Source organism: Methylobacterium sp. CCH7-A2, from assembly GCF_001557075.1.
Taxonomy (GTDB): Bacteria; Pseudomonadota; Alphaproteobacteria; order Rhizobiales; family Beijerinckiaceae; genus Allobosea; species Allobosea massiliensis.
Map to the genome: position 1 here is coordinate 1 of NZ_LSKN01000279.1, position 20,936 is coordinate 20,936.

Annotated in this window: 19 protein-coding genes; 6 read left to right on the forward strand and 13 right to left on the reverse strand. The window is 68.1% G+C overall.

The features are described 5' to 3' along the window. Positions 1-71: 71 nt before the first annotated feature. The 3 genes from AX750_RS20200 to AX750_RS20210 all read left to right on the forward strand — a co-directional run bounded on the left by AX750_RS20200 (position 72) and on the right by AX750_RS20210 (position 3,113). A complete protein-coding gene (locus AX750_RS20200) occupies positions 72-836 on the forward strand; it encodes an ABC transporter ATP-binding protein (RefSeq protein WP_066722169.1) in 765 nt (254 codons plus the stop codon). Next, a complete protein-coding gene (locus AX750_RS20205; RefSeq protein WP_066722167.1) occupies positions 833-2,065 on the forward strand; it encodes an ABC transporter permease in 1,233 nt (410 codons plus the stop codon). Before AX750_RS20200 ends, AX750_RS20205 begins: the two co-directional genes overlap by 4 nt. A 91-nt stretch (positions 2,066-2,156) precedes the next feature. After that, a complete protein-coding gene (locus tag AX750_RS20210; RefSeq protein ID WP_066722165.1) occupies positions 2,157-3,113 on the forward strand; it encodes a diguanylate cyclase in 957 nt (318 codons plus the stop codon). On the opposite strand, the gene AX750_RS20215 is transcribed toward AX750_RS20210, so the two are convergent. From AX750_RS20215 to AX750_RS20245, 7 genes are all read right to left on the reverse strand, one after another. After that, a complete protein-coding gene (locus AX750_RS20215) occupies positions 3,103-3,672 on the reverse strand; it encodes a flavodoxin family protein (protein ID WP_066722163.1) in 570 nt (189 codons plus the stop codon). The two genes, AX750_RS20210 and AX750_RS20215, sit on opposite strands and share 11 nt — an antisense overlap. Before the next feature lie 125 nt (positions 3,673-3,797). Beyond that, on the reverse strand, positions 3,798-4,232 hold the full coding sequence (locus AX750_RS20220; RefSeq protein WP_082735475.1) for a GNAT family N-acetyltransferase: 435 nt from the start codon (positions 4,230-4,232) through the stop codon (positions 3,798-3,800). Next, positions 4,232-4,531 (reverse strand): alkylphosphonate utilization protein, encoded by a 300-nt coding sequence (locus tag AX750_RS20225; protein ID WP_066722157.1) that lies wholly within the window; start codon positions 4,529-4,531, stop codon positions 4,232-4,234. The genes AX750_RS20220 and AX750_RS20225 overlap by 1 nt, the downstream gene beginning before the upstream one ends. A 108-nt stretch (positions 4,532-4,639) precedes the next feature. Beyond that, the gene (metH, locus tag AX750_RS20230) at positions 4,640-8,395 is read right to left on the reverse strand and encodes a methionine synthase (RefSeq protein WP_066722155.1); all 3,756 of its coding nucleotides are present in this window, start codon (positions 8,393-8,395) and stop codon (positions 4,640-4,642) included. A 100-nt stretch (positions 8,396-8,495) separates the two neighbouring features. After that, complete coding sequence (gene metF, locus AX750_RS20235) at positions 8,496-9,407, reverse strand: methylenetetrahydrofolate reductase [NAD(P)H] (RefSeq protein ID WP_156446579.1); 912 nt, start codon at positions 9,405-9,407, stop codon at positions 8,496-8,498. Continuing rightward, entirely contained in the window at positions 9,407-10,420 is a 1,014-nt protein-coding gene (locus AX750_RS20240) for a metalloregulator ArsR/SmtB family transcription factor (protein ID WP_245282478.1), read from the reverse strand. Before AX750_RS20240 ends, metF begins: the two co-directional genes overlap by 1 nt. A gap of 105 nt (positions 10,421-10,525) precedes the next feature. Further along, complete coding sequence (locus tag AX750_RS20245) at positions 10,526-11,878, reverse strand: PLP-dependent aminotransferase family protein (protein WP_082737558.1); 1,353 nt, start codon at positions 11,876-11,878, stop codon at positions 10,526-10,528. Positions 11,879-12,043: 165 nt separating this feature from the next. On the opposite strand from AX750_RS20245, the gene AX750_RS20250 reads away from it, so the two are divergent. Continuing rightward, positions 12,044-12,910: a DMT family transporter gene (locus AX750_RS20250; RefSeq protein WP_066722257.1), complete on the forward strand. Its 867-nt coding sequence runs from the start codon at positions 12,044-12,046 to the stop codon at positions 12,908-12,910. Here the strand turns inward: AX750_RS20250 and AX750_RS20255 are convergent. The 3 genes from AX750_RS20255 to AX750_RS20265 form a co-directional block, all read right to left on the reverse strand. Next, on the reverse strand, positions 12,907-13,509 hold the full coding sequence (locus tag AX750_RS20255) for an MOSC domain-containing protein (protein WP_066722149.1): 603 nt from the start codon (positions 13,507-13,509) through the stop codon (positions 12,907-12,909). The two genes, AX750_RS20250 and AX750_RS20255, sit on opposite strands and share 4 nt — an antisense overlap. Before the next feature lie 48 nt (positions 13,510-13,557). Further along, positions 13,558-13,761 carry a cold-shock protein gene (locus AX750_RS20260; RefSeq protein WP_066722147.1) on the reverse strand — a complete coding sequence of 68 codons (204 nt, stop codon included), beginning with the start codon at positions 13,759-13,761 and terminating at the stop codon, positions 13,558-13,560. A gap of 129 nt (positions 13,762-13,890) precedes the next feature. After that, a complete protein-coding gene (locus tag AX750_RS20265) occupies positions 13,891-16,125 on the reverse strand; it encodes a glycoside hydrolase family 3 N-terminal domain-containing protein (protein WP_197426651.1) in 2,235 nt (744 codons plus the stop codon). A gap of 176 nt (positions 16,126-16,301) precedes the next feature. Between AX750_RS20265 and AX750_RS20270 the strand changes: the two genes are divergently transcribed. Continuing rightward, positions 16,302-16,931, forward strand: a complete 630-nt coding sequence (locus AX750_RS20270; protein ID WP_066722144.1) for a YitT family protein — start codon at positions 16,302-16,304, stop codon at positions 16,929-16,931. Between the two features lie 86 nt (positions 16,932-17,017). Further along, positions 17,018-18,193 carry an alpha-hydroxy acid oxidase gene (locus AX750_RS20275; protein ID WP_066722142.1) on the forward strand — a complete coding sequence of 392 codons (1,176 nt, stop codon included), beginning with the start codon at positions 17,018-17,020 and terminating at the stop codon, positions 18,191-18,193. 15 nt (positions 18,194-18,208) lie between these two features. Here AX750_RS20275 and AX750_RS20280 read toward each other — a convergent pair whose 3' ends face one another. The 3 genes from AX750_RS20280 to AX750_RS20290 are packed head-to-tail and all read right to left on the reverse strand — an operon-like array spanning position 18,209 to position 20,869. Further along, positions 18,209-19,165, reverse strand: coding sequence for a tripartite tricarboxylate transporter substrate-binding protein (locus AX750_RS20280; RefSeq protein WP_066722138.1), 957 nt, complete (start codon positions 19,163-19,165; stop codon positions 18,209-18,211). Further along, a complete protein-coding gene (locus AX750_RS20285; RefSeq protein ID WP_066722137.1) occupies positions 19,162-19,527 on the reverse strand; it encodes a hypothetical protein in 366 nt (121 codons plus the stop codon). The genes AX750_RS20280 and AX750_RS20285 overlap by 4 nt, the downstream gene beginning before the upstream one ends. A gap of 1 nt (position 19,528) precedes the next feature. Continuing rightward, positions 19,529-20,869 carry an acyclic terpene utilization AtuA family protein gene (locus AX750_RS20290; protein ID WP_066722135.1) on the reverse strand — a complete coding sequence of 447 codons (1,341 nt, stop codon included), beginning with the start codon at positions 20,867-20,869 and terminating at the stop codon, positions 19,529-19,531. Positions 20,870-20,936: the final 67 nt, after the last annotated feature.

Consider the following 20,936-nt stretch of genomic DNA (forward strand, 5'->3'; position numbering starts at 1 on the left):
GGCTTCGATCAGCGACATGGCTGCGCCGCGTCTGTTCTGATGGGCGCGCCCTCCACCCTCGCGGCGCAGCCATGTCGCTGATCGAAGCCCGCGCGCTCTCCCGCGTCTACGACCTCGATTCCGGCCGGGTGACCGCGCTTGACCGGGTCTCGCTCGACATCGAGGCCGGCGACCTCGTGGCGGTGATGGGCCCGTCCGGCTCGGGCAAATCCACCTTCATGAACCTGATCGGCTGCCTCGACCGGCCGACCGGCGGACATTACCGGCTCGACGGCGTCGCGGTCGAAACGCTCGGCAGTGATGGCCTTGCAGAACTGCGCAACCGCAAGCTCGGCTTCGTCTTTCAGCAGTTCAACCTGCTGCCGCGCGTCGACGCCTGCGCCAATGTCGAGCTGCCGATGGTCTATGCCGGGGCCGACCGCAAGACGCGGCGCCAGCGCGCGCTCGCCGCTCTCGGCCGGGTCGGGCTGGCCGAACGCGCCCATCACCGGCCGATGCAGCTTTCAGGCGGGCAGCAGCAGCGCGTCGCCATCGCCCGTGCGCTGGTCAACGAGCCTCGCCTGCTGCTGGCCGACGAGCCGACGGGCGCGCTCGACAGCCGCACCGCGCTGGAGATCCTCGCGCTCTTCCAGGATCTCAATCGCGAGGGCGTCACCGTCGTCCTCGTCACCCATGACGCCGAGGTCGCGCGCCACGCCCGCCGCGTCATCCGCTTCCGCGACGGCCGGCTCCTCAGCGACCAGCGGCAGGAGGCGGCCGACGCCCGCACGGCGCTGGCGTCCATCGACTCCCGTGCAGCGGCGGAGCCCGATCCCGCGCCGGAGCCCGTCCCGTGAGCATCCTCGAGGCCATCCGCTCCGCGCTCTCGGCCATCGGCGCCAATGCGCTGCGCTCGGCCCTGACGATGCTCGGCATCATCATCGGCGTCGCCGCCGTCATCGCCATGGTCGCGATCGGCTCGGGCGCCCGAGAGCGAGTGACCTCTCAGATCAAGTCGCTGGGCGCCAATCTCGCCATCGTCCAGTCCGGCAACGTCACGCAGGGCGGCGCCCGGCTCGGCGCCGGCGCCTCCTCGACCCTGACCGACGAGGACGCGACCGCCATCGCCCGGGAGGTCGACGGTGTGCTGGCCGCCGCCCCGGTCATCGTCACACGCGCGCAGGCCGTGTTCGGCGGCGCCAACTGGTCGACCCAGATCACCGCAACCGATCTCGATTTCTTCACCGCGCGCGAATGGGAGGTCGGCGAAGGCCGCCTGTTCGAGCCGGAGGAACTGCGCCGTGGCGAGATCGTCGCCATCATCGGCCAGACAGTGGCGCGCAATCTCTTCGGCGAGCAGAACCCGCTCGAACAGCAGTTCCGCATCCGCAATGTACCCTTCAAGGTCATCGGCGTGATGGCGCCCAAGGGCCAGTCGGCGCTGGGCCAGGACCAGGACGACGTCATCTTCGTGCCGCTCGACACCGGCCGGCGCCGCATCGTCGGCCGCAACTACGCCCGCGACCGCTCGGTCCAGACCATCATGGTCAAATTCGCCAGCGAGGAGGCGATCGCGCCCGGCATCGAACAGACAAGCGCGCTGCTGCGCCAGCGCCACAGGCTGATGGCGGACCAGGAAGACGACTTTATCGTCCGCAACCTGACCGAGATCGCCAACACCGCCACCCAGGCCGCCAATACACTGTCCTGGCTGCTGGCGGCGGTGGCCGGCGTCTCGCTGCTCGTCGGCGGCATCGGCATCATGAACATCATGCTCGTCTCGGTCACGGAGCGGACGCGCGAGATCGGCCTTAGGCTCGCGGTGGGCGCGCGCCAGCGCGACGTGCTGGCGCAGTTCCTGATCGAGGCGACGACGCTCGCCACCATCGGCGGGGCGGTCGGCATCGCGCTCGGCATCGGCTCGGCGCTCACGATTGCGCGAATTGCCGGCTGGCCCTCTGTCGTCTCGCTCGAAACGATCGCCATCGCCGTCGGCGTCTCGGGCCTGATCGGCGTGTTTTTCGGCTTCTATCCCGCCCGACAGGCCGCGCGGCTCGATCCCATTGAGGCGCTGCGCCGGGAGTGACCGGCGCGCTTTCGCGCATCTCTGAAAGGGTCGTTTAACACGGCTGGGCTAGTGTTTCGGGCATGTCCAAGCCCGTCGCAAACCGGATCTGATGCTCGAGACCTCGACGCCCCCGGGCGCTCTCGGCGCCGCAAGCCTCTACAGCCAGGCTCTGTCAGGGCCCGGTGGTGCGTGGTCCTGCGACCTCGCCACGGAGACCGTGAGCTGGACGGACGGCGTTTACGACCTCTTCGAGATTCGGCGCGGGCAGACCCTCCATCGCTCGATGGCGCTCGACGTCTATCAAAGCCAAAGCCGCAGTGAGATGGAGCGGCACCGGGCTGCCGCCATCCGCAGCGGGAAGGGTTTCGTGCTGGACTGCCAGCTTCGCTCGGGCGGCCGCAGCCGCTGGATGCGCCTGCGCCTCGGCGTCAGCTACGACCAGGGTCGCCCGATCCGGATCTTCGGCTCCAAGCAGGACGTCACCGCCGAGAAGAAGATGTGGGACGGGCTCGTGACTGTCTCATCCAAAGATCCGCTGACCGGCCTGACGAACCGGCGCGCCTTCGAGGAGGCCACGCGCGAACTCAGCCGTCATGCGAACGAGTCCCATGGCTTCGCTCTCGCCGTGGTCGCGATCGACGATGTCGAGGGGCTGCGCGAGCGCCATGACCATGCCGGTGCGGTCGACTGCCTGCGCTGCGTCGGCGAACGTCTGGCACGCCTGTTTCCGGATGCGATCCTGGTCGCGCGCATCGGCGGGGCCGAATTCGCCCTGCTGCTTCGCGGCGGCACCGCCAAGGCGATGGAGGCAACTCTGGCCAACGCGCACCGGCTGCTGGCTCGCCCGGTGCCGCGCGGCAGCGGCGCGATCGAACTGCAACTGTCGATCGGCGCCGCCTTGCTGAAACCCTCTCATAGCAACGATCCGAAGCGGCTCTTTGCCGAGGCCGATTCCGCGCTTTATGTCGCGCGGGCGGCCGGCGGCAATGTCGTGCGGGTCTTCGACGGCATGATCGCGCGGCCGCCTGCGACCGCGCCGATCCAAGCGGCGGGGCTCAGCCTTTGACGCTCTTGACCACGTCGGCGACATTGGCGCCGAAGGCTTCCGCCGTCTTCAGGTCGCCCGGGATCATCTCGTCGACGCCCGCATCGGAGGGCGAGGTCACGAGCAGGCCCTGATAGCCGCCGAGATTGTTGAGATCGTCGCGGGTGCTCGACTTGGCGTTGGACGGATGCATCCCCGTGCCGGTCCAGAGCATCTTGTGCTGGGCGGCGAGCAGCGCGAGATAGGCGATAGTCGAGCCCTTGTCGCCGTTCAGCGTCGCGGAATTGGTGAAACCGGCCGCGATCTTGCCCTTCCAGTCCATCGTGTACCAAGGCTTGCTGGAGGCGTCGGCGAATTTTTTGAACTGCCAGGAGACGCTGCCCATATAGGTCGGCGAACCGAAGACGATGCCGTCGGCGGCCTTGAGCGTGGCCCAGGCGGCCTCGGGCAGATTTCCGTCCGCATCGATCGCCAGCAATTCGACGGTCGCGCCCGTGCCGCGCGCACCCTTGGCGACATGCTCGGCGACCTTGGCGGTATGGCCATAGCCGGAATGGAACACGATAGCGATCTGGGTCATGAGAGCCTCCTGAGGATCAATCTGTAAGGTGGCTCCAAGATGTTGCGGCGCGGCGACGTCCGCAACGGTCAAACGATTGCCTCCGCGCAGGCTCGGAATGGCGCCGGTGCAATGCCGGCCGAGGCTCAACCCAGCGGCTTGATGAAGACGATGTTGCCGTCGAGCGAGCGGCCGGTTTCCCGCCAGCCATGGCGGCGATAGAAGCGCTCCGCCCTCGTGCCGGCACCGGTGGTGAGATGGGCCTGAACGATCCCGGCCGCCACCAGACCCGCGAGGGCCGCGTCAAGCAGCGCCCGGCCATGTCCCTGCCCCTCATGGTCCGGATCGACGAACAGCCCCCAGATCAGCCCCGTCTGGGGATTGGCGCAGGTAAAGCCGGCGATCTCGCCATCGGCCTCCGACACCAGGAAGATCGCGTGATCGCGGTACCAGGCGACTTCTGCATCGGTCACGCGCGAGGGGTCCGACAGCACGTTCTCGCGCACGCCCATGCGGATCGCATGGATGCGCGGCTGATCGGCTAGGGTCGCCTTGCGGATCACGGGCGAGGCTGCGGTCATCAGCGTTTGCGGACGAACTCGGTTCGCAGCACGAGCCCGCGGATCGTCTCGTGCCGGCAGTCGATCTCCTCGGGATCATCGGTGAGGCGGATCGAGCGGATCACCGTGCCCTGCTTCAGCGTCTGCCCGGCGCCCTTGACCTTGAGATCCTTGATCAGCACGACGGAATCGCCGTCGGCGAGCACATTGCCGGCGGAATCGCGCACGACCACGCTGTCGGTTGCGGCCGCTGCGGCCATCTCAGAGGCGGGGCGCCACTCGCCCGTCACCTCGTCATAGACGTAGTCGTCGTCAGCCATGGTCGTTCTTCCGCATCCGGTTTCGGGCCGATCGGCCCTGCGGGGCTATACGCCGCCCCGCCGCCAATCCACAAGAGCGGAATGTAGAAAAGACGGAGGCCGCCTGCCCTACTCCGCCGCCTCGAGCCGATAGCTCGCGGGCTCATAGTTGAGGATCGGCGCCAGCCAGCGCTCGACCTCATGGATCGGCATACCCTTGCGGGCGGCATAGTCCTCGACCTGGTCGCGCTCGACCTTGGCAACGCCGAAGTAATAGGCCTCCGGATGCGCGAGGTAGAGCCCCGACACGGAGGAGCCCGGCCACATCGCGAAGCTCTCGGTCAGCTTCACGCCGACGCGGGATTCCGCCTTGAGCAGCTCGAACAGCGTCGCCTTCTCGGTATGGTCGGGCTGGGCGGGATAGCCGGGTGCCGGTCGGATGCCGCGATATTCTTCGCGGATCAGATCCTCGTTGGAGAGCGCCTCGTCGGGGGCGTAACCCCAGTAGTCGCGCCGCACGAGCTGGTGCATCCGCTCGGCGAAGGCTTCCGCGAAACGATCCGCCAACGCCTTGACCATGATCGAGCGGTAATCGTCATTGTCGCGCGCGAACTTCTCCGAGATGCGCTCTTCCTCCGCCCCGGCCGTGACGACGAAGCCGCCGATATAGTCGGGCCGGTCGACACCTTCCGGCGCGACGAAATCCGCGATGCACATGTTCGGCTTGCCGTCGCGCTTGGAGAGCTGCTGGCGCAGGCCGTGCAGCGTCGCCAGACGCTCGGTGCGGCTTTCGCCGGTGTAGAGCGCGATGTCGTCGCCGACCGCATTGGCGGGCCAGAAGCCGATCACCGCCTTCGGGTTGAACCAGCGCTCCTCGACGATGCGCTTCAGCATGGCCTGGGCATCGTCCCAGAGGGCGCGTGCCGCTCGCCCCTGCGTCTCGTCCTCGAGGATCGCCGGGAAGCGCCCCTTCATCTCCCAGGTCTGGAAGAAGGGGGTCCAGTCGATCAGCGGCACGAGGTCGGCGAGATCATAGGTGCGGAAGGTCCGCGTCCCGAGGAAGCTGGGCTTCGGCGGCTGATAGGCGCTCCAGTCGGGCTTGAAGGCGTTGGCGCGGGCCTTGGCCAGCGGCAGGCGCTGCTTATCGGCCTCCGAGCGGCGATGCGCCGCCGAGACCTTGGCATATTCCTCGCGGATGCCCTCGACATAGGCCGGCTTCTGGTCCTGCGAGAGCAAGCTGGAGACCACGCCGACGGCGCGCGACGCGTCGGTGACGTAGACCGCCTGCCCCTTCTCATAGGCCGGGTGGATCTTCACCGCCGTGTGGACACGGCTCGTCGTCGCCCCGCCGATCAGCAGCGGAATGTCGAAGCCCTCGCGCTCCATCTCGGAGGCGACCGTCACCATCTCGTCGAGCGAGGGCGTGATCAGCCCCGACAGGCCGATGATGTCGACCTTCTCCTTGCGCGCCACGTCCAGGATCTTCTGCGTCGGCACCATCACGCCGAGGTCGATGACCTCGTAATTGTTGCACTGGAGCACGACGCCGACGATGTTCTTGCCGATGTCGTGGACATCGCCCTTGACCGTCGCCATCAGCACCTTGCCGGCGGCCGAGCGTTCGGAGCCGCCGTTCAGGCGCTTCTCCTCTTCCATGAAGGGCATGAGGTAGGCCACCGCCTGCTTCATCACGCGGGCCGACTTCACCACCTGCGGCAGGAACATCTTGCCCGCGCCGAACAGGTCGCCGACGACGTTCATGCCGGCCATCAGCGGCCCTTCGATCACATGCAGCGGCTTCTCGGCCTGCTGGCGCGCCTCCTCCACATCGACATCGATGAAGGCGGTGATGCCGTTGACCAGCGCATATTCAAGCCGCTTCTCGACCGGCCCCTCGCGCCAGGCCATGTCCTTGCCGGAAAACGACACCGAGCCGTCGCCCTTGAAGCGCGGCGCCGCGTCGAGCAGCCGCTCGGTCGCATCCTTGCGCCGGTTGAGGACGACATCCTCGCAGAGTTCGCGCAGCTCGGGGTCGAGATCGTCATAGGAGCCGAGCTGGCCCGCATTGACGATGCCCATATCCATGCCGACCTTGATGGCGTGGTAGAGGAAGACCGAGTGCATCGCCTCGCGGACCTTCTCGTTGCCGCGGAACGAGAAGGACAGGTTCGAGACGCCGCCCGAGATATGGGCGTGCGGCAGGGTCTCGCGGATCGTCTTAGTCGCTTGAATAAAGTCGTTGCCGTAGTTGTCGTGCTCCTCGATGCCCGTCGCCACGGCGAAAACGTTGGGGTCGAAGATGATGTCCTCGGGCGGGAACCCGATCTGCTCGGTCAGGAGCTTGTAGGCGCGCGTGCAGATCTCGATCTTGCGCTCATAGGTGTCGGCCTGCCCCTTCTCGTCGAAGGCCATCACCACCACGGCCGCCCCGTAGTTGCGGCAGATGCGCGCCTGCTCGAGGAAGGCCTCCTCGCCCTCCTTCATCGAGATCGAGTTGACGATCGGCTTGCCCTGGATCGTCTTCAGGCCGGCCTCGATGATCGGAAACTTGGAGGAATCGACCATGATCGGAACGCGGCTGATGTCCGGCTCCGAGGCGATCAGGTTCAGGAACTCGGTCATCGCCTTCTCGGAATCGAGCAGGCCCTCGTCCATGTTGACGTCGATCACCTGTGCGCCGTTGGCGACCTGGTCGCGCGCCACGTCGAGCGCCGCGGCATAGTCGCCATTGGTGATCAGCTTGCGGAACTTGGCCGAGCCGGTGACGTTGGTGCGCTCGCCGACATTGACGAAGGGGATCGTCTCGTCGAGCGTGAAGGGCTCGAGCCCGGCCAGCCGCAGATAACGCTTGATCTCCGGCACCTGGCGCGGCGCCTTGCCGGCCACCGCCTGCGCGATCGCCGCGATATGCCCCGGCGTCGTGCCGCAGCAGCCGCCGACGACATTGACGAGGCCCGCATCGGCAAACTCGGCCAGCATCGCGGCCGTCGCCTCGGGGCTTTCGTCATACATCCCGAATTCATTGGGTAGGCCGGCATTGGGATAGGCGCAGATCAGCGTGTCGGCGACGCGCGACAGGTCCTTGATATGGGCGCGCATCTCGCGCGCGCCGAGCGCGCAGTTGAGGCCGATCGTCAGCGGCGCGGCATGGCGCACCGCGTTCCAGAAGGCCTCCGTCGTTTGGCCGGACAGGGTGCGCCCCGAGAGATCGGTGATCGTTCCGGAGATCATCACCGGCAAGCGGATGCCGCGCTCGCGATAGACGTTCTCGATCGCGACGATCGCCGCCTTGGCATTGAGCGTGTCGAAGATCGTCTCGACGAGGATGATCTCGGACCCGCCGTCGATCAGCCCGCGCACCTGCTCGGCATAGGAGTCGCGCACCTGGTCGAAGGTCACAGCCCGGAAGCCCGGATTGTTGACGTCCGGCGAGATCGACAGCGTGCGGTTGGTCGGGCCGATCGCGCCGGCGACATAGCGGCGCCGCCCATCCGCCTTCTGGGCGATGGCAGCCGCCTCGCGGGCAAGCTTCGCCGACACCACGTTGAGCTCATAGGCCAGCGCCTCCATGCCGTAATCGGCCTGGGCGATCTGGGTCGAGGAGAAGGTGTTGGTCTCGACGATGTCGGCGCCGGCCTGGAAGTAAGCCAGGTGGATGTCACGGATCGCGTCCGGCTGGGTCAGCACCAGCAGGTCGTTGTTGCCCTTGAGGTCGTGGTTCCAGCCCTTGAAGCGCTCGCCCCGGAAATCCGCTTCGGAGAACTTCTGGTTCTGGATCTGCGTCCCCATCGCGCCGTCGAGGACGAGGATGCGCTCGGACGCGGATTGGCGCAGCGCGCGCTCGATCTCGGCACCGTCGACGGGGGTGGGCTGGAAATCTGACATTGTCACGCCTTCATCGAAGCCGGATCGACTCGCTCGATCCGGCAGCCCTCGTCCTTGGGAGCGCCGGGCAAGCGCCTCTAAGGACGAGGTCGTGTTGAGATCACTCCGCCGCAGCCGCCTGCGGTTCGCCACGCTCCGGCTTCACCCCGACCAGATGGCAGATGGCATAGACCAGATCGGCTTTGTTCATCGTGTAGAAGTGCAGGTCCCCGACGCCGCGGTCGATCAGGTCGAGCACCTGCTCGGCGCAGACCGCCGCCGCGACGAGACGGCGCGTCGCGGCATCGTCCTCGAGCCCCTCGAAGCGATCGGCCAACCATTGCGGCACGCTCGCGCCCGTCTTGCGGGCGAAATTGGCGGTCTGCTTGAAGTTCTGCACGGGCACGATGCCGGGCAGGATCGGAATGTCGATCCCGGCGGCGCGGACCTTGTCGAGATAGCGGAAATAGACGTCGTTATCGAAGAAGAACTGCGTGATGGCGCGCGTCGCTCCCGCATCGACCTTCTTCTTCAGCGCGTCGATATCGGCGTCCAGCGACGCGGCCTCCGGATGCTTCTCCGGATAGGCCGAGACCGTGACCTCGAAATCGCCGATGCGCTTTAGCCCCGCCACCAGATCCGAGGTCTGGTGATAGCCCTGCGGATGCGGCTCGTAGACCGTGCCGAGCCCGCCCGCCGGATCGCCGCGCAGCGCCACGACATGGCGGACGCCCGCCTCCCAATAGCCGCGGATGACCTCATCAACCTCGTCACGCGAGGCTGAAACGCAGGTGAGATGCGCCGCCGGCTTCAGCGCCGTCTCCTCGACCATGCGCTTGACGGTGGCGTGGGTGCGCTCGCGCGTCGAACCGCCGGCGCCATAGGTCACCGAAACGAAGGAGGGCGCGAGCGGCTCCAGCCGGCGCACGCTCTCCCAGAGCGAAACCTCCATCTCCGGCGTCTTGGGCGGGAAGAACTCGAAGGAGATCTTCGGGCGGCGGGTGCCGTGCCGGCTGGGTCGGAAAGCGTTCATCAGGCCACCTCGAGATTGGTGCGTCGCGGCATCGGATCGGACTGGACGCGCCGGTCGCAACCCCGCCAGAGCATGACCGGCAACTGGCCGGAGCCGCCGCCGGCGAGCGTGATTTCCTCGGAGAGATCGCAGGCGAGCCCGCTCTCGGCGAACCAGCCGGCAATCTGCGCCCGCGAGAAGCCGAGGCGGCGATGCGCGTGCTCGGTTCGCAGGAACTCCATCTCGTGCGGGGCGAAATCGACGACGATCAGCCGCCCGCCAGGGGCCAGCATCGCCGCCGCTTCGCGCACGGCGCGGCCGGGATCGTCGAGGAAGTGCAGAACCTGGTGGATCACCACGAGGTCGAAGCTGCCGCGCGGAAAAGGCAGCGCATAGATGTCGCCCTGGCGCAGCTCGACGCGGGCCAGACCGGCGGCCTCGAGATTGGCGCGGGCCACCGCCAGCATGGCGTGGTTGGCGTCGACGCCGACGGCGCGGCCGAATTTCGGCGCGATGCGCTGGAGCATCCGGCCCGTGCCGGTGCCGAGATCGAGCAGGCTGCCAGGCGAGCCCTTGCCGACGGCAGCCTCGACGGCGGCCTCCACCGCCTCGTCGGGCACATGCAGCGAGCGCAGCCGGTCCCAGTCGCGCGCCACGCTGGCGAAATAGGCCTGCGCCGCCTCCGCCCGGGTGCCCCGCACCGCGGCGAGCCGCTCGCGATCGGCCGTCAGGACCGGGTCGGAGCGGTCGAGCCAGGTGGCGAGAGAAGCGGCGAAGGCCCCGCCCGCTCCAGTTTCGTCCAGGCGGAAAAAGGCCCAGGCGCCCTCGCGCGAGCGACGCACCAGCCCCGCCTCCGCCAGGAGCTTGAGATGGCGCGAGATGCGCGGCTGCGATTGGCCGAGGATGTCGGTGAGGTCCGAGACCGACAATTCGCCCTCCGACAGCAGCGCCAGGATGCGCAGCCGCGTCTCTTCGCCCGCCGCGCGCAGCGCAGCCAGCAGGACGTCGGACGGCAGGGTGGTCGGTAGGCGCAAGGCAGGCTCCGCATCAACCAAAAACATATAAAGATATGTTTATGTCGCTTCGCCGGCGGGCGCAACAGCTTTCTCGGTTGGAACCGCCCCAGGCTGGCCGGCCGGTTAACGGTCCTTAACCACACGCCCCAGCGCTGCGAACAGCCGCGGATCGCCCGACTGGGCGACGTTGAAGCGCATGAAGCGGCTGGCACTCTGCGACAGGCTGTAGACGTTCCCGGGCGCCAGCACGATGTCCTGCGCCAGCAAGCGCTGCGCGATGACGGCGGAATCCAGCCCTTCCGGCAGCCGGCACCACAGGAACATGCCGCCGCGCGGCTCGATCCAGGGCTCGATGCCGATGGCATGGAGCCTGGCCGCCGTCTCGCCCATCGCCCGCGCGAGCCGCGTGCGGAGCCCGTCCATATGCCGGCGATAGCCGCCATCCTTCAGCACGCCGAGCACGAGCTCGGCCGCCAGCCGCCCCGTCCCGAAGGAGCCCGCGATCTTCAGGTCGATCAGCCCCTCGATCCAGTCGCGCCGAGCGGCGATGTAGCCGCAGCGCACCGAGGCCGAGAGCGACTTGGAGAAGCTGCCGATCTGGACGACGCGCTCCAGCCCGTCGAAGGCGGCGAGACGCGGCGCCGGCTCCAGCTCGAAATCGGCGAAGATGTCGTCCTCGACGATGGTCAGGCCGAAGGGTTCGGACAGCTTAAGCAACCGGTGCGCGACAACTGGCGACAGGCTCGCCCCGGTCGGATTGTGCAGACCCGAATTGGTGACGTAGAGCCGCGGCCGGTGCTCGGACAGAACCTGCTCGAAGGCGGCGAGATCGGGACCGTTCGGCCCGAAGGGCACGCCCACCATCCGCACGCGATGCGCCCTCAGCAGGGCATGGAAGTTGAAGTAGCAGGGATCGTCGACGAGCACCGTGTCGCCGGGCTCGACGAGGAGGCTGCAGACGAGATCGAGCGCCTGCGTACCGGATTCGGTGAGCAGGATCTGGTCCGGCGCGGCTTCGATGCCATGCCCCGCCAGCCGGCGCGACAGCCACAGTCGCAGCGGCGCCAGCCCCAACGGCGTGCCGTAATCGGCCAGCGTCTCGGCCGGGGCTCGCGAGAGCGCCCGCAGCGAACGACGCAGGCTCTCCTGCGGCAGCCACTCCGCCGGTAGCCAGCCACAGCCCGGCTTCAGGACCGTGTCGCCGGCATCCAGCGTCTGCCGCGACACCCAGAAGGGATCGACCGCGCGCTCCAGCCGCGGCCCGAGATCGGCGGGCGAGAAGGGCTGCGGCGGGCCGGCGACGAAGAAGCCGGAGCCCCGCCGCGCCTCGATCGCGCCCTCCGCCGCCAGCCGGTCATAGGCCTCGACCACCGTGGATTTCGACACTGCCATCGCGGTGGCGAAGGCGCGGATCGAGGGAAGCCGCGCGCCCGGCGCCAATCTCCGCCCCGTGATGCGCTCGCGGATGGCGCCCATGACGGCACCGACGCGAGTTTCAGGACGCCGCAGTTCGCTCCTGTCAGCCACCGGCTGTTCCGACTCTGTCATCAGTACAGTTTGCCTCAATTGTCCGGACCTGTCTCTGGGCGATGTGCTTGGTCCGCAGCAATGACCCCTCCCACAGCGATGGAGGAACTGCGCATGGTCGAAGACAGGACGAGTGGTCTGGTGAACGGCCTGCTGGGGGTGATCATCTTCGCGGGCTCGCTGCCAGCGACGCGGGTCGCGGTGGCGGATTTCGACCCGGTGTTCCTGACGCTCGCCCGCGCCGCCATCGCAGGCCTGCTCGGACTGGCCCTGCTGCTCCTCTTCCGCGAGAAGCGGCCCTCGCGATCCGACATCCTGCCTTTGGTGGTGGTCTCGCTCTGCGTCGTCATCGGCTTCCCGCTGCTGACGGCGCTGGCGCTGCGGCACGTCACGGCGGCGCATTCGATCGTCTTCATTGGCCTCCTGCCGCTCGCCACCGCGCTGTTCGGCGTGCTGCGCGGCGGCGAACGCCCGCGTCCGGCGTTCTGGCTGCTCTCGGGCCTCGGCAGCGCTCTCGTCGTCGGCTTCGCCCTGAGCCAGGGCTTCGCCGCCGCCCCGACCGGCGACCTGTTGATGCTCGCCGCGATCGTGGTCTGCGGCTGGGGCTACGCCGAGGGCGCGACACTGTCGCGGCGGCTCGGCGGCTGGCAGGTCATCTCCTGGGCGCTGCTGCTGGCACTGCCCGTCACGGCGAGCGCCGCGTTGGCGCTGCGCCCCGCCAGCATGGCGGCGACAAGCACGCCCGCCTGGCTCGGCCTCGCCTATGTCTCGCTCTTCAGCATGCTGATCGGCTTCGTCTTCTGGTATCGCGGCCTCGCCCAGGGCGGCATCGCGGCCGTCGGGCAGTTGCAGTTGCTGCAGCCCTTCTTCGGCCTCGCTCTGGCCGGATTGCTGATCGGCGAGACGGTGACCTGGCCGATGCTGATGGCGTGCGCGGCCGTCGCGGCCTGCGTCGCCGGCGCCCGGCGCTTCGCCCGCTAACCTGTCGTGACCGGCGGGATCACCACCACCGCATCACCCACTGCGATCGGGCCGGCCAGGTCGACGCTCAGTACCAGCCCGCGCAGACCGGCAGCCGCCTTGACGAAGCGGAACAGGAGTTCGGGGCGCCCGCTCGCAGCCGCGACCGCGGCACCCGCACGCCGACAGGGCGGATTATAGGCTTCCACCCGCAGGACCGCGCTGCCGTCGAATCGCCCTCGCCCAACCCAGCTTCCGCCGATAGCGAGCCGGCTGCCCGGCGCGATATGCGAAAAGGCCGGCAGCCCCTCGATCAGCAGATTGCCGCCAAGCCAGCCGGGCGGCAAAGCCGGAAGATCGAGCGCGGTCGCGATCACGGCCAGTTCATCAGGGCAGAGCGCCGAGAGCTGGCGATCGTTCCGCAGAAGCAGCCCGCGCGGCAGCCAGGCCTCGCGCGGCCCCGATCGCCGCACCGCGCCGGAATGGAGATCGCCGACAATGCCCGCATGGTCGAGCATGAGGGCCGTGACCGCCAAGGTCACAAAGGGGTGTCGCGACGAGGCATCTCCCGCCGCGACGAGAACGCTGGCGACGCGGCCGATGACGGGCGTGTTTTTCACATCGGCGGCATGCTGTCCGCCGACGACGCTGTCAACCGCGGCCGCGGGTCACAGCAACTGCAGCGAGCCCGCCGCGGTCTTGCCCCGTTCGGTTTTCAGTTCGAACGAGACTTTCTGCCCCTCGGTCAGTGTCATCATGCCTGCTTCCTTAACGGCAGTGATGTGGACGAACACATCCTTGCCGCCATCCGAAGGCTGAATGAAGCCGAAGCCTTTTTCTGTATTGAACCACTTGACGGTCCCGGTCGCCATCGCCGCATCCCTTGAAGCCAAAGCGTCGTTACGACTGCCGGATGCACTGCCCCGACAGCCACGCGGCAAGGATTGTCCGAAACGTCAGTGTTGTCGAGAGCAAAGCGTCGGCAAATAAAGCCTCGCCGTTCAAGACTTGGTCAGCGTCACCTGCGTCATCACAGAGGTTTGCGACGACCCGCCTAGATATATCTCGATCAGGCCCGGCTCCACGACGTAGCGACCGGCATCATCATGTGCGCCGAGATGTCGCGCCTCGAGGCGAAAGCGCATTGTGCGGGTCTCGCCCGGCCGCAGCATCGGCTTGTCGAACGCCTTCAGTTCCCTAACCGGTCGCGAGCGGCTGGCGACCGGCTGGCGGATGTAGAGCTGCACCACCTCCTGCCCCTCGCGGCTGCCGGCATTGGTGACGTCGACCGACACCTCGACGCTGCCGTCCAGCGCCATGGACGGCCGCGACACGCGGGCATTCGCATAGGTGAAGGTGGTGTAGGAGAGCCCGTGGCCGAAGGGGTAGAGCGGCTCGTTGGCCTCGTCCATGAAGATCGATTCATAGCGCTGGCGGATCTTCTGCGGCCGCCCCGTCGGCAGATGGTCGTAATAGACCGGAATCTGCCCGACCGAGCGCGGGAAGCTCATGGGCACCCGCCCCGACGGGTTGATCTTGCCGGTGAGGATGTCGGCGATGGCGGTGCGGCCTTCCGTGCCGCCATGGAAGGTCTGCAGGATGGCGGCGACATGGGCATCGGCCCAGGTCAGGACGAGCGGGCGCCCGGTCGCCAGCACCAGCACGACCGGCTTGCCCGTCGCGACCAGCGCCTCGAGCAGGGGCTGCTGGACACCGGGCAGATCGAGCTTCGTGCGCGAGGCGCCCTCCCCCATGAACTCGCAGTCCTCGCCCAGCATCGCGACGATCAGGTCGCTCGCGGCGGCGGCGCGGATGGCGGCCTCCTTATCGGCGAACTCCGTGCCGCAGGCCTTGGTGAAGGCCGGTTCATAGGTCACGGCGACATCGGCCGGCAGGCGCTCCTTCAGCGCCTCGGGCAGCCCCTGCACGACGCGGCGGCCGAGCCCCGCGGGGTCGGTCCAGACGCGCTCGTCCTCGGGCCGCGCCATCGCGCCGATCACGGCGACAGACTTCACCGACGCACCGATCGGCAGGACCCCGCCGGCATTCTTCAGCAGCATCGCGCCTTCCCGGGCCGCCTGCAGCGCCACCTGGCGGGCGCCTTCCGTCTGCATCAACGACGGCGCGGCAGCGGGGTCGACATCGGGTCTGTCGAACAGCCCGAGATGGAACTTGACCCGCAGCACCCGCCGAACGGCCTCGTCCAGCGCTTTCACGGGGACACGCCCAGCCTTCACCTCGGCGGCGAGGTGCTTGTGGTAGACGTCGCCCATCATGTCCATGTCGATGCCGGCGAGCAGCGCCTTGCGCGCGGCCTCCGCGTCATCCCTGGCGATGCCATGCAGGCGCAGCTCGGTGATCGAGCCGAAATCGGAGGTTACGAAGCCGCGGAAACCCCATTGCCCGCGCAGCAGATCGGTCAGCATGGCCCTGTTTGCTGTCGCCGGGATCCCGTTCAGCGCATTGAAGGCCGCCATGGCGGTCATCGAGCCCGCATCGAAGGACGCCTTGAAGGGCGGCAGATGCAAGTCGAAGAGCTGGCTGGTCGGGATCCAGGTCGAATTGTAGTCGCGCCCGGCCTCCCCCGCGCCGTAGCCGACGAAATGCTTCACCGAAGTCGCGACGCCACCACGCTGATAGCCGCGCGTGCGCGCCGCCGCGACGACGGACGCCAGATGTACGTCCTCGCCCGCACCCTCGAGCACGCGGCCCCAGCGCGGATCGCGCGACATGTCGACCATCGGCGCGAAGGTCCAGTTGATGCCGGCAGCCGACGCCTCGCGCCCGGTCCAGTAGGCGGCCTCCTCGATCAGCGCCGGGTTCCAGGTCGAGGCTTGGCCGAGCGGCAGCGGGAAATAGGTGGAGAAGCCGTGGACGGCATCGAGCCCGATGATCAGCGGGATCTTGAGACGACTCTCGCGCAGCGCCTTCTGCACCGCCAGAACCTCGGCCGGCACGACGAAGTTCATCACCCCGCCCATGCGGCCGGCCTTGACCTGGCCGATGTCGAAGCCGTCGCCGCGCCCCGACAGATGCAGCTGGCCGACCTTCTCCTCGAGCGTCATCTTCCCCAGCAGCGCGTCGATCCGCCGCTCGATCGCATTCGCCTCGGCCCCGGTCTTCCAGGCGACGGGCCTTGCGGCCGGAACGGCTGCCGTCTGGGCGGGGGCGACGGTGGCGGCAGCCGGCATGAGCAGGCCGAGAGCGAGGAGCGTGGCGGCGAACCGCAGGGTCATGAAACGCATCTTTCGACAGGAGACCGGGCCGGGCGGGTGGCGAGACAGGTGACGGGCGTCGACCGCCGCCCTACAGGAATGCCCGGACCGGCTCAACCATCCCGGCCGGTCGCGCCGCTGGCTCGCCCATTGCATCGCTGAGCCCGGCTGAACGCGCCCTGAATCGGACGATTCCCATGTCGCAGACCACCGCCCCTCTTGCCTCGTCGATCGACCGCCACCGCTTGTACGAGGATGCGCTGGCGATCCTGCTCGGCACGCTGATGGTCTCGATCGGCATCGCGCTCTTCGCCAAGGCGACGATCATGACCGGCGGCGCGGCCGGCTTCGCCCTGCTGCTGCAATATGCGACGGGGCTCGATTTCGGCCTGCTCTTTTCGGCGATCAACCTGCCGTTCTACTGGCTCGCCTTCCGCCGCATGGGCCTGCCGTTCACGCTGCGCACCTTCGTTGCAGTCGGGCTCGTCTCCCTGCTGGTGCAGGCAACGCCGCTCTGGCTCGACATCGCCCGCATCCAGCCGCTCTATGCTGCGCTCGCGGGCGGCAGCATCATGGGGCTGGGCCTGCTCGCGCTCGCCCGCCACCGCACTGCCATCGGCGGGGTCAACATCCTCGCGCTCTATCTGCAGGAGAAACGCGGCTGGCGCGCCGGCTGGGTACAACTCGCCATCGACGCCGCCATCTTCGTCGGAGCGGCCTTCATCCTGCCGCCGGACCGGCTGGCGATCTCGCTGATCGGCACGCTCGTCCTCAACGCGGTGCTGGGCATGAACCACAAGCCGGGCCGCTACATGGGCGTGTCCTGAACGCCGCAGGGCAGCGGCCTTGCGCCCCGCCGCCGCTCATGCGAGTCACCGCCGCGGGTGACCTGAAAGCGACGAGGCTCGACACCATGGCCCAGCCCCTGACGATCGAAGATCTGCGCCTGCTGGCGAAGCGCCGCGTCCCGCGCATGTTCTACGACTATGCCGATTCCGGCGCCTGGACCGAGGGCACCTACCGCGCCAACGAGACCGATTTCGCCAAGATCAAGCTGCGCCAGCGCGTCGCCGTCGACATGACGAACCGCACGCTGGAATCGACCATGATCGGCGAGACCGTCGCCATGCCGGTCGCGCTCGCCCCGACCGGCATGACCGGGATGCAGCATCCCGATGGCGAGATCCTGGCCGCCAAGGCCGCCGCCAAGGCGGGCGTGCCCTTCACCCTCTCGACCATGAGCATCTGCTCGATCGAGGACATCGCGAACCATGTCGGCAACCCGTTCTGGTTCCAGCTCTATGTGATGAAGGACCGCGACTTCAGCGCGCGGTTGATCCAGCGCGCCAAGGCGGCCGGCGTCTCGGCGCTCGTGCTAACGCTCGACCTGCAGATTCTCGGCCAGCGCCACAAGGACATCCGCAACGGCCTCTCCGCCCCGCCGAAGCCGACGCTCGCCAACCTGATCAACCTCGCCACCAAGCCGCGCTGGTGCCTGAAGATGCTCGACACGCCGCGGCGCAGCTTCGGCAACATCGTCGGCCATGTCTCCGGCGTCGCCGACATGTCCTCCCTCTCGTCCTGGACCGCCGACCAGTTCGATCCCCGCCTCGACTGGGACGACGTCAAGCGGATCAAGGATCAGTGGGGCGGCAAGCTGATCCTCAAGGGCATCCTCGACCCCGAGGACGCCGAGAACGCCGCCCGCAGCGGCGCCGACGCGCTGATCGTCTCCAACCATGGCGGCCGCCAGCTCGACGGTGCGCTGTCCTCGATCGAGGCGCTGCCGGCCATCGTCGACCAGGTCGGCAACCGCATCGAGGTGCTGTTCGACGGCGGCATCCGCTCTGGCCAGGACGTGATCAAGGCGCTGGCGCTCGGCGCCCACGGCACCTTCATCGGCCGCGCCTTCCTCTACGGCCTCGGCGCGATGGGTGAGGCCGGCGTCACCCGCTGCCTCGAGATCATCCGCAAGGAACTCGACGTCACGATGGCGCTCTGCGGCCTGCGCGACATCAAGGCGGTCGATGAGAAAATCCTCGTCGGCGGGCGCGAGGGCGCGATGCAGCGGCTGGCGGCGGCAGGCTGATCCGCCGCTCTCGCCTCACTCGGGCTGGATGCCGGCCTTCTTGACGATGTCGGCCCATTTGGCGATCTCGGCCACGACGAAGGCTTTCAACGCCTCGGGCGAGCTGCCCTCCGGCTCGATGCCGGCGGCGAGAAGCCGGTCCTGGGTCGCCTTGTCGGCCAGCGCCGCGGCAATGGCCTTGTGCAGCGCCTCCACGACAGGTGCAGGCGTCTTGGCCGGCGCAAAGGCGGCAAACCACGCCGCCAGATCGTAGCCCGGGACGCCGGCCTCGGCCATCGTCGGCAGTTCGGGCGCAAGGGCGCTGCGGCTGGCTGTCGAGACCGCCAGACCATTGACCTTGCCGGCGCGGACCTGAGGCATCGTCGTCGAGATGTCGGCAAAGACGATGCTGATCTGGCCGCCGAGCAGATCGGTGATCGCCTGCGGGTTGCTGCGATAGGGCACATAGGTCAGGTCGATACCTGCCAGCGACTTCAGCATCTCGCCGGCGATGCGCGACGAGCTCGACCCGGCGCCGAAGGTCAGCTTGCCGGGATTGGCCTTTGCGTGGGCAACCAGTTCAGCGACGGTCTTGGCCGGAACGGAGGGGTGGGTGGTCAGGGCCAGCGTGATCGTCCCGATCTTGCCGATCGCCTCGAAACCGCCGACCGCGTCATAGGGCACCGATTTCAGCAGGCTCTGATTGGCACCATGCGTGGTATTGGTGGTGATCAGGACGGTATGGCCATCCGGCTCGGCACGGGCGACGTTCTGGGCGGCGATGACCCCGCTGGCGCCGGCCAGGTTCTCCACCACCACCGGCTTGCCCAATGTCTTGGAGACATGGTCGCCGAGGATGCGTGCGACGGCGTCGGTCGCGCTGCCCGCGGCGAAGGGCACGACGAACTTGATGTTGCGGCTCGGGAAATCCTGCGCGCCGGCCGGTAGCGCCAGCACCAGCCCCGCAACCAGCGCGGTGATCATCGTCTTCATGGCTTTTCCTCCTTATGCTGTTCTTGTTGGATGGGACCGCTTTCGGCCGCCGCCTTGCCTGGCTCGATCTCGAGATCGAGCAGCGCGGAGCTCAGGCTCTTGCCGTGGGTGTCGAGGCAGAGCGAGCGCGTCACACCACCGCCGAGCGCCTGGCGCATCACGAAATTCAGCGCGCCGAGGCTCTCGACCTCGTAGCGAACCACCTCACCCGCCACGAGCGAGCCGAAATGCGCCTTGACGCGCGCCGCCGTGACCTCGCGGACGAGTAGCGGGAAATCGGCCGGGTCGTACGCGATCAGCGAGAGGTTGGAGACGTCACCCTTGTCGCCGGAACGCGAATGGGCGATGGCGCGAAGCTTCATCTCACGCCTCCAGCCAGGTGATCACCGGGCTCACGCTCGCCCGCGGGATCGTCACGGAGCGGATGCCGAGCACCTCCCGCACCTGCCGGCTGACGCCGCCGCCCCCGGCGGGCCCGTTGGTGTAGAGGGCTTCGATCTCGGCGCCGATCAGCGCGGCGGTTGCGGCATCGGCCGTGCGGGCGGCGACCCGCAGGCGGACCTCATAGGGCTCACGGCCGCTGGCACCGGACAGCGCCTCGCCGTGCAGCGCATCGAGGCCGATCAGATCACAGCGCAGATCCTGCAGCGCGATGCCTGTCCGGGACAGGCGCTCGCGCACGATCTCGCGCGCCAACGCCGCGCGGGCCACCGCACCGGACCCGGCATAGGCGATCTGCCCTTCGCCGACGAAGCCTTCCATCAGTCCGAGCGAGACCTTGAGATCGTCGGGCCGGGAACGACCGGTCGCGCCGCTGACGGCGACCCGATCCGGCCCGATGGGCTCGACGCGGACGCGCGAGAAATCGGCGGTGACGTCGGGCGTCAGATAGCGCGCGGGGTCATGCACCTCGTAGAGGATCTGCTCCTTGCAGGTCGCCGGCGACACCACTCCGCCGCTGCCGGCCACCTTGGTGACGACGAGCGATCCGTCCTCGCCGAACTCGCCGATCGGGAAGCCGAGCCGCGCCAGTCCTGCCACATCCTTGAAGCCGGGATCCGCGAAATAGCCGCCGGTCACCTGTCCGGCGCATTCGAGCAGATGGCCAGCCAATGTGGCCTGGCCGAGCCGGTGCCAGTCATCCGCGGCCCAGCCGAAAGCATGCAGGATCGGGCCGACATAGAGCGAGGGGTCGGCGGCACGTCCGGTGATGACGAGATCCGCTCCGCCCGAGAGCGCCTCGGCGATCGGCTCGGCACCCAGATAGGCGTTCGCCGACACCAGCCTGTCGCCGAGATCGGATATGCGCTGTCCGGTCTCCTCGATCATGCTGTCGCCGTCGAGGGCGGCCAGCACGTCGTCGCCCGTGATGGCGGCGATGACCAGCGGACCGAGCCCCAGCTCCTGCGCCACACGGCGGGCCTCCGCAGCCGCGGCGAGTGGGTTCGCTGCGCCCATATTGGTGACGATGCGCGTCCCGGCGGCACGACAGGCCGGCAGTACGGCCGCGAGCCGGGTGGTCAGCAGTGGATCGAAGCCGCTTTCGGGATTGAGGCGGCGCGCCTGCTGGGCAAGGGCGATGGTTCGCTCGGCCAGGCATTCGAACACGAGATAGTCGAGCTTCCCCTGCTCGGCCAGCTCGACGGCCGGCTCGATCCTGTCGCCCGAAAACCCTGCTCCCGCTCCCAGCCGAACCTGCCGCACCACCCTGCTCCCTGATGCTGGGAAAGGGACCATGGGCCATCCGATAGGACAATTGAATTGATCGGAT

What these genes read in the sequence shown, in the direction of transcription:
- AX750_RS20265 (WP_197426651.1), bottom strand. Translation starts at nt 16,125, where the DNA reads ATGACCCTGCGGTTCGCCGCCACGCTCCTCGCTCTCGGCCTGCTCATG.
- metH (WP_066722155.1), bottom strand. Translation starts at nt 8,395, where the DNA reads ATGTCAGATTTCCAGCCCACCCCCGTCGACGGTGCCGAGATCGAGCGC.
- AX750_RS20245 (WP_082737558.1), bottom strand. Translation starts at nt 11,878, where the DNA reads ATGGGCGCCATCCGCGAGCGCATCACGGGGCGGAGATTGGCGCCGGGC.
- AX750_RS20220 (WP_082735475.1), bottom strand. Translation starts at nt 4,232, where the DNA reads ATGACCGCAGCCTCGCCCGTGATCCGCAAGGCGACCCTAGCCGATCAG.
- AX750_RS20200 (WP_066722169.1), top strand. Translation starts at nt 72, where the DNA reads ATGTCGCTGATCGAAGCCCGCGCGCTCTCCCGCGTCTACGACCTCGAT.
- AX750_RS20210 (WP_066722165.1), top strand. Translation starts at nt 2,157, where the DNA reads ATGCTCGAGACCTCGACGCCCCCGGGCGCTCTCGGCGCCGCAAGCCTC.
- AX750_RS20225 (WP_066722157.1), bottom strand. Translation starts at nt 4,531, where the DNA reads ATGGCTGACGACGACTACGTCTATGACGAGGTGACGGGCGAGTGGCGC.
- AX750_RS20270 (WP_066722144.1), top strand. Translation starts at nt 16,302, where the DNA reads ATGTCGCAGACCACCGCCCCTCTTGCCTCGTCGATCGACCGCCACCGC.
- AX750_RS20280 (WP_066722138.1), bottom strand. Translation starts at nt 19,165, where the DNA reads ATGAAGACGATGATCACCGCGCTGGTTGCGGGGCTGGTGCTGGCGCTA.
- AX750_RS20275 (WP_066722142.1), top strand. Translation starts at nt 17,018, where the DNA reads ATGGCCCAGCCCCTGACGATCGAAGATCTGCGCCTGCTGGCGAAGCGC.
- AX750_RS20215 (WP_066722163.1), bottom strand. Translation starts at nt 3,672, where the DNA reads ATGACCCAGATCGCTATCGTGTTCCATTCCGGCTATGGCCATACCGCC.
- AX750_RS20250 (WP_066722257.1), top strand. Translation starts at nt 12,044, where the DNA reads ATGGTCGAAGACAGGACGAGTGGTCTGGTGAACGGCCTGCTGGGGGTG.
- AX750_RS20285 (WP_066722137.1), bottom strand. Translation starts at nt 19,527, where the DNA reads ATGAAGCTTCGCGCCATCGCCCATTCGCGTTCCGGCGACAAGGGTGAC.
- metF (WP_156446579.1), bottom strand. Translation starts at nt 9,407, where the DNA reads ATGAACGCTTTCCGACCCAGCCGGCACGGCACCCGCCGCCCGAAGATC.
- AX750_RS20260 (WP_066722147.1), bottom strand. Translation starts at nt 13,761, where the DNA reads ATGGCGACCGGGACCGTCAAGTGGTTCAATACAGAAAAAGGCTTCGGC.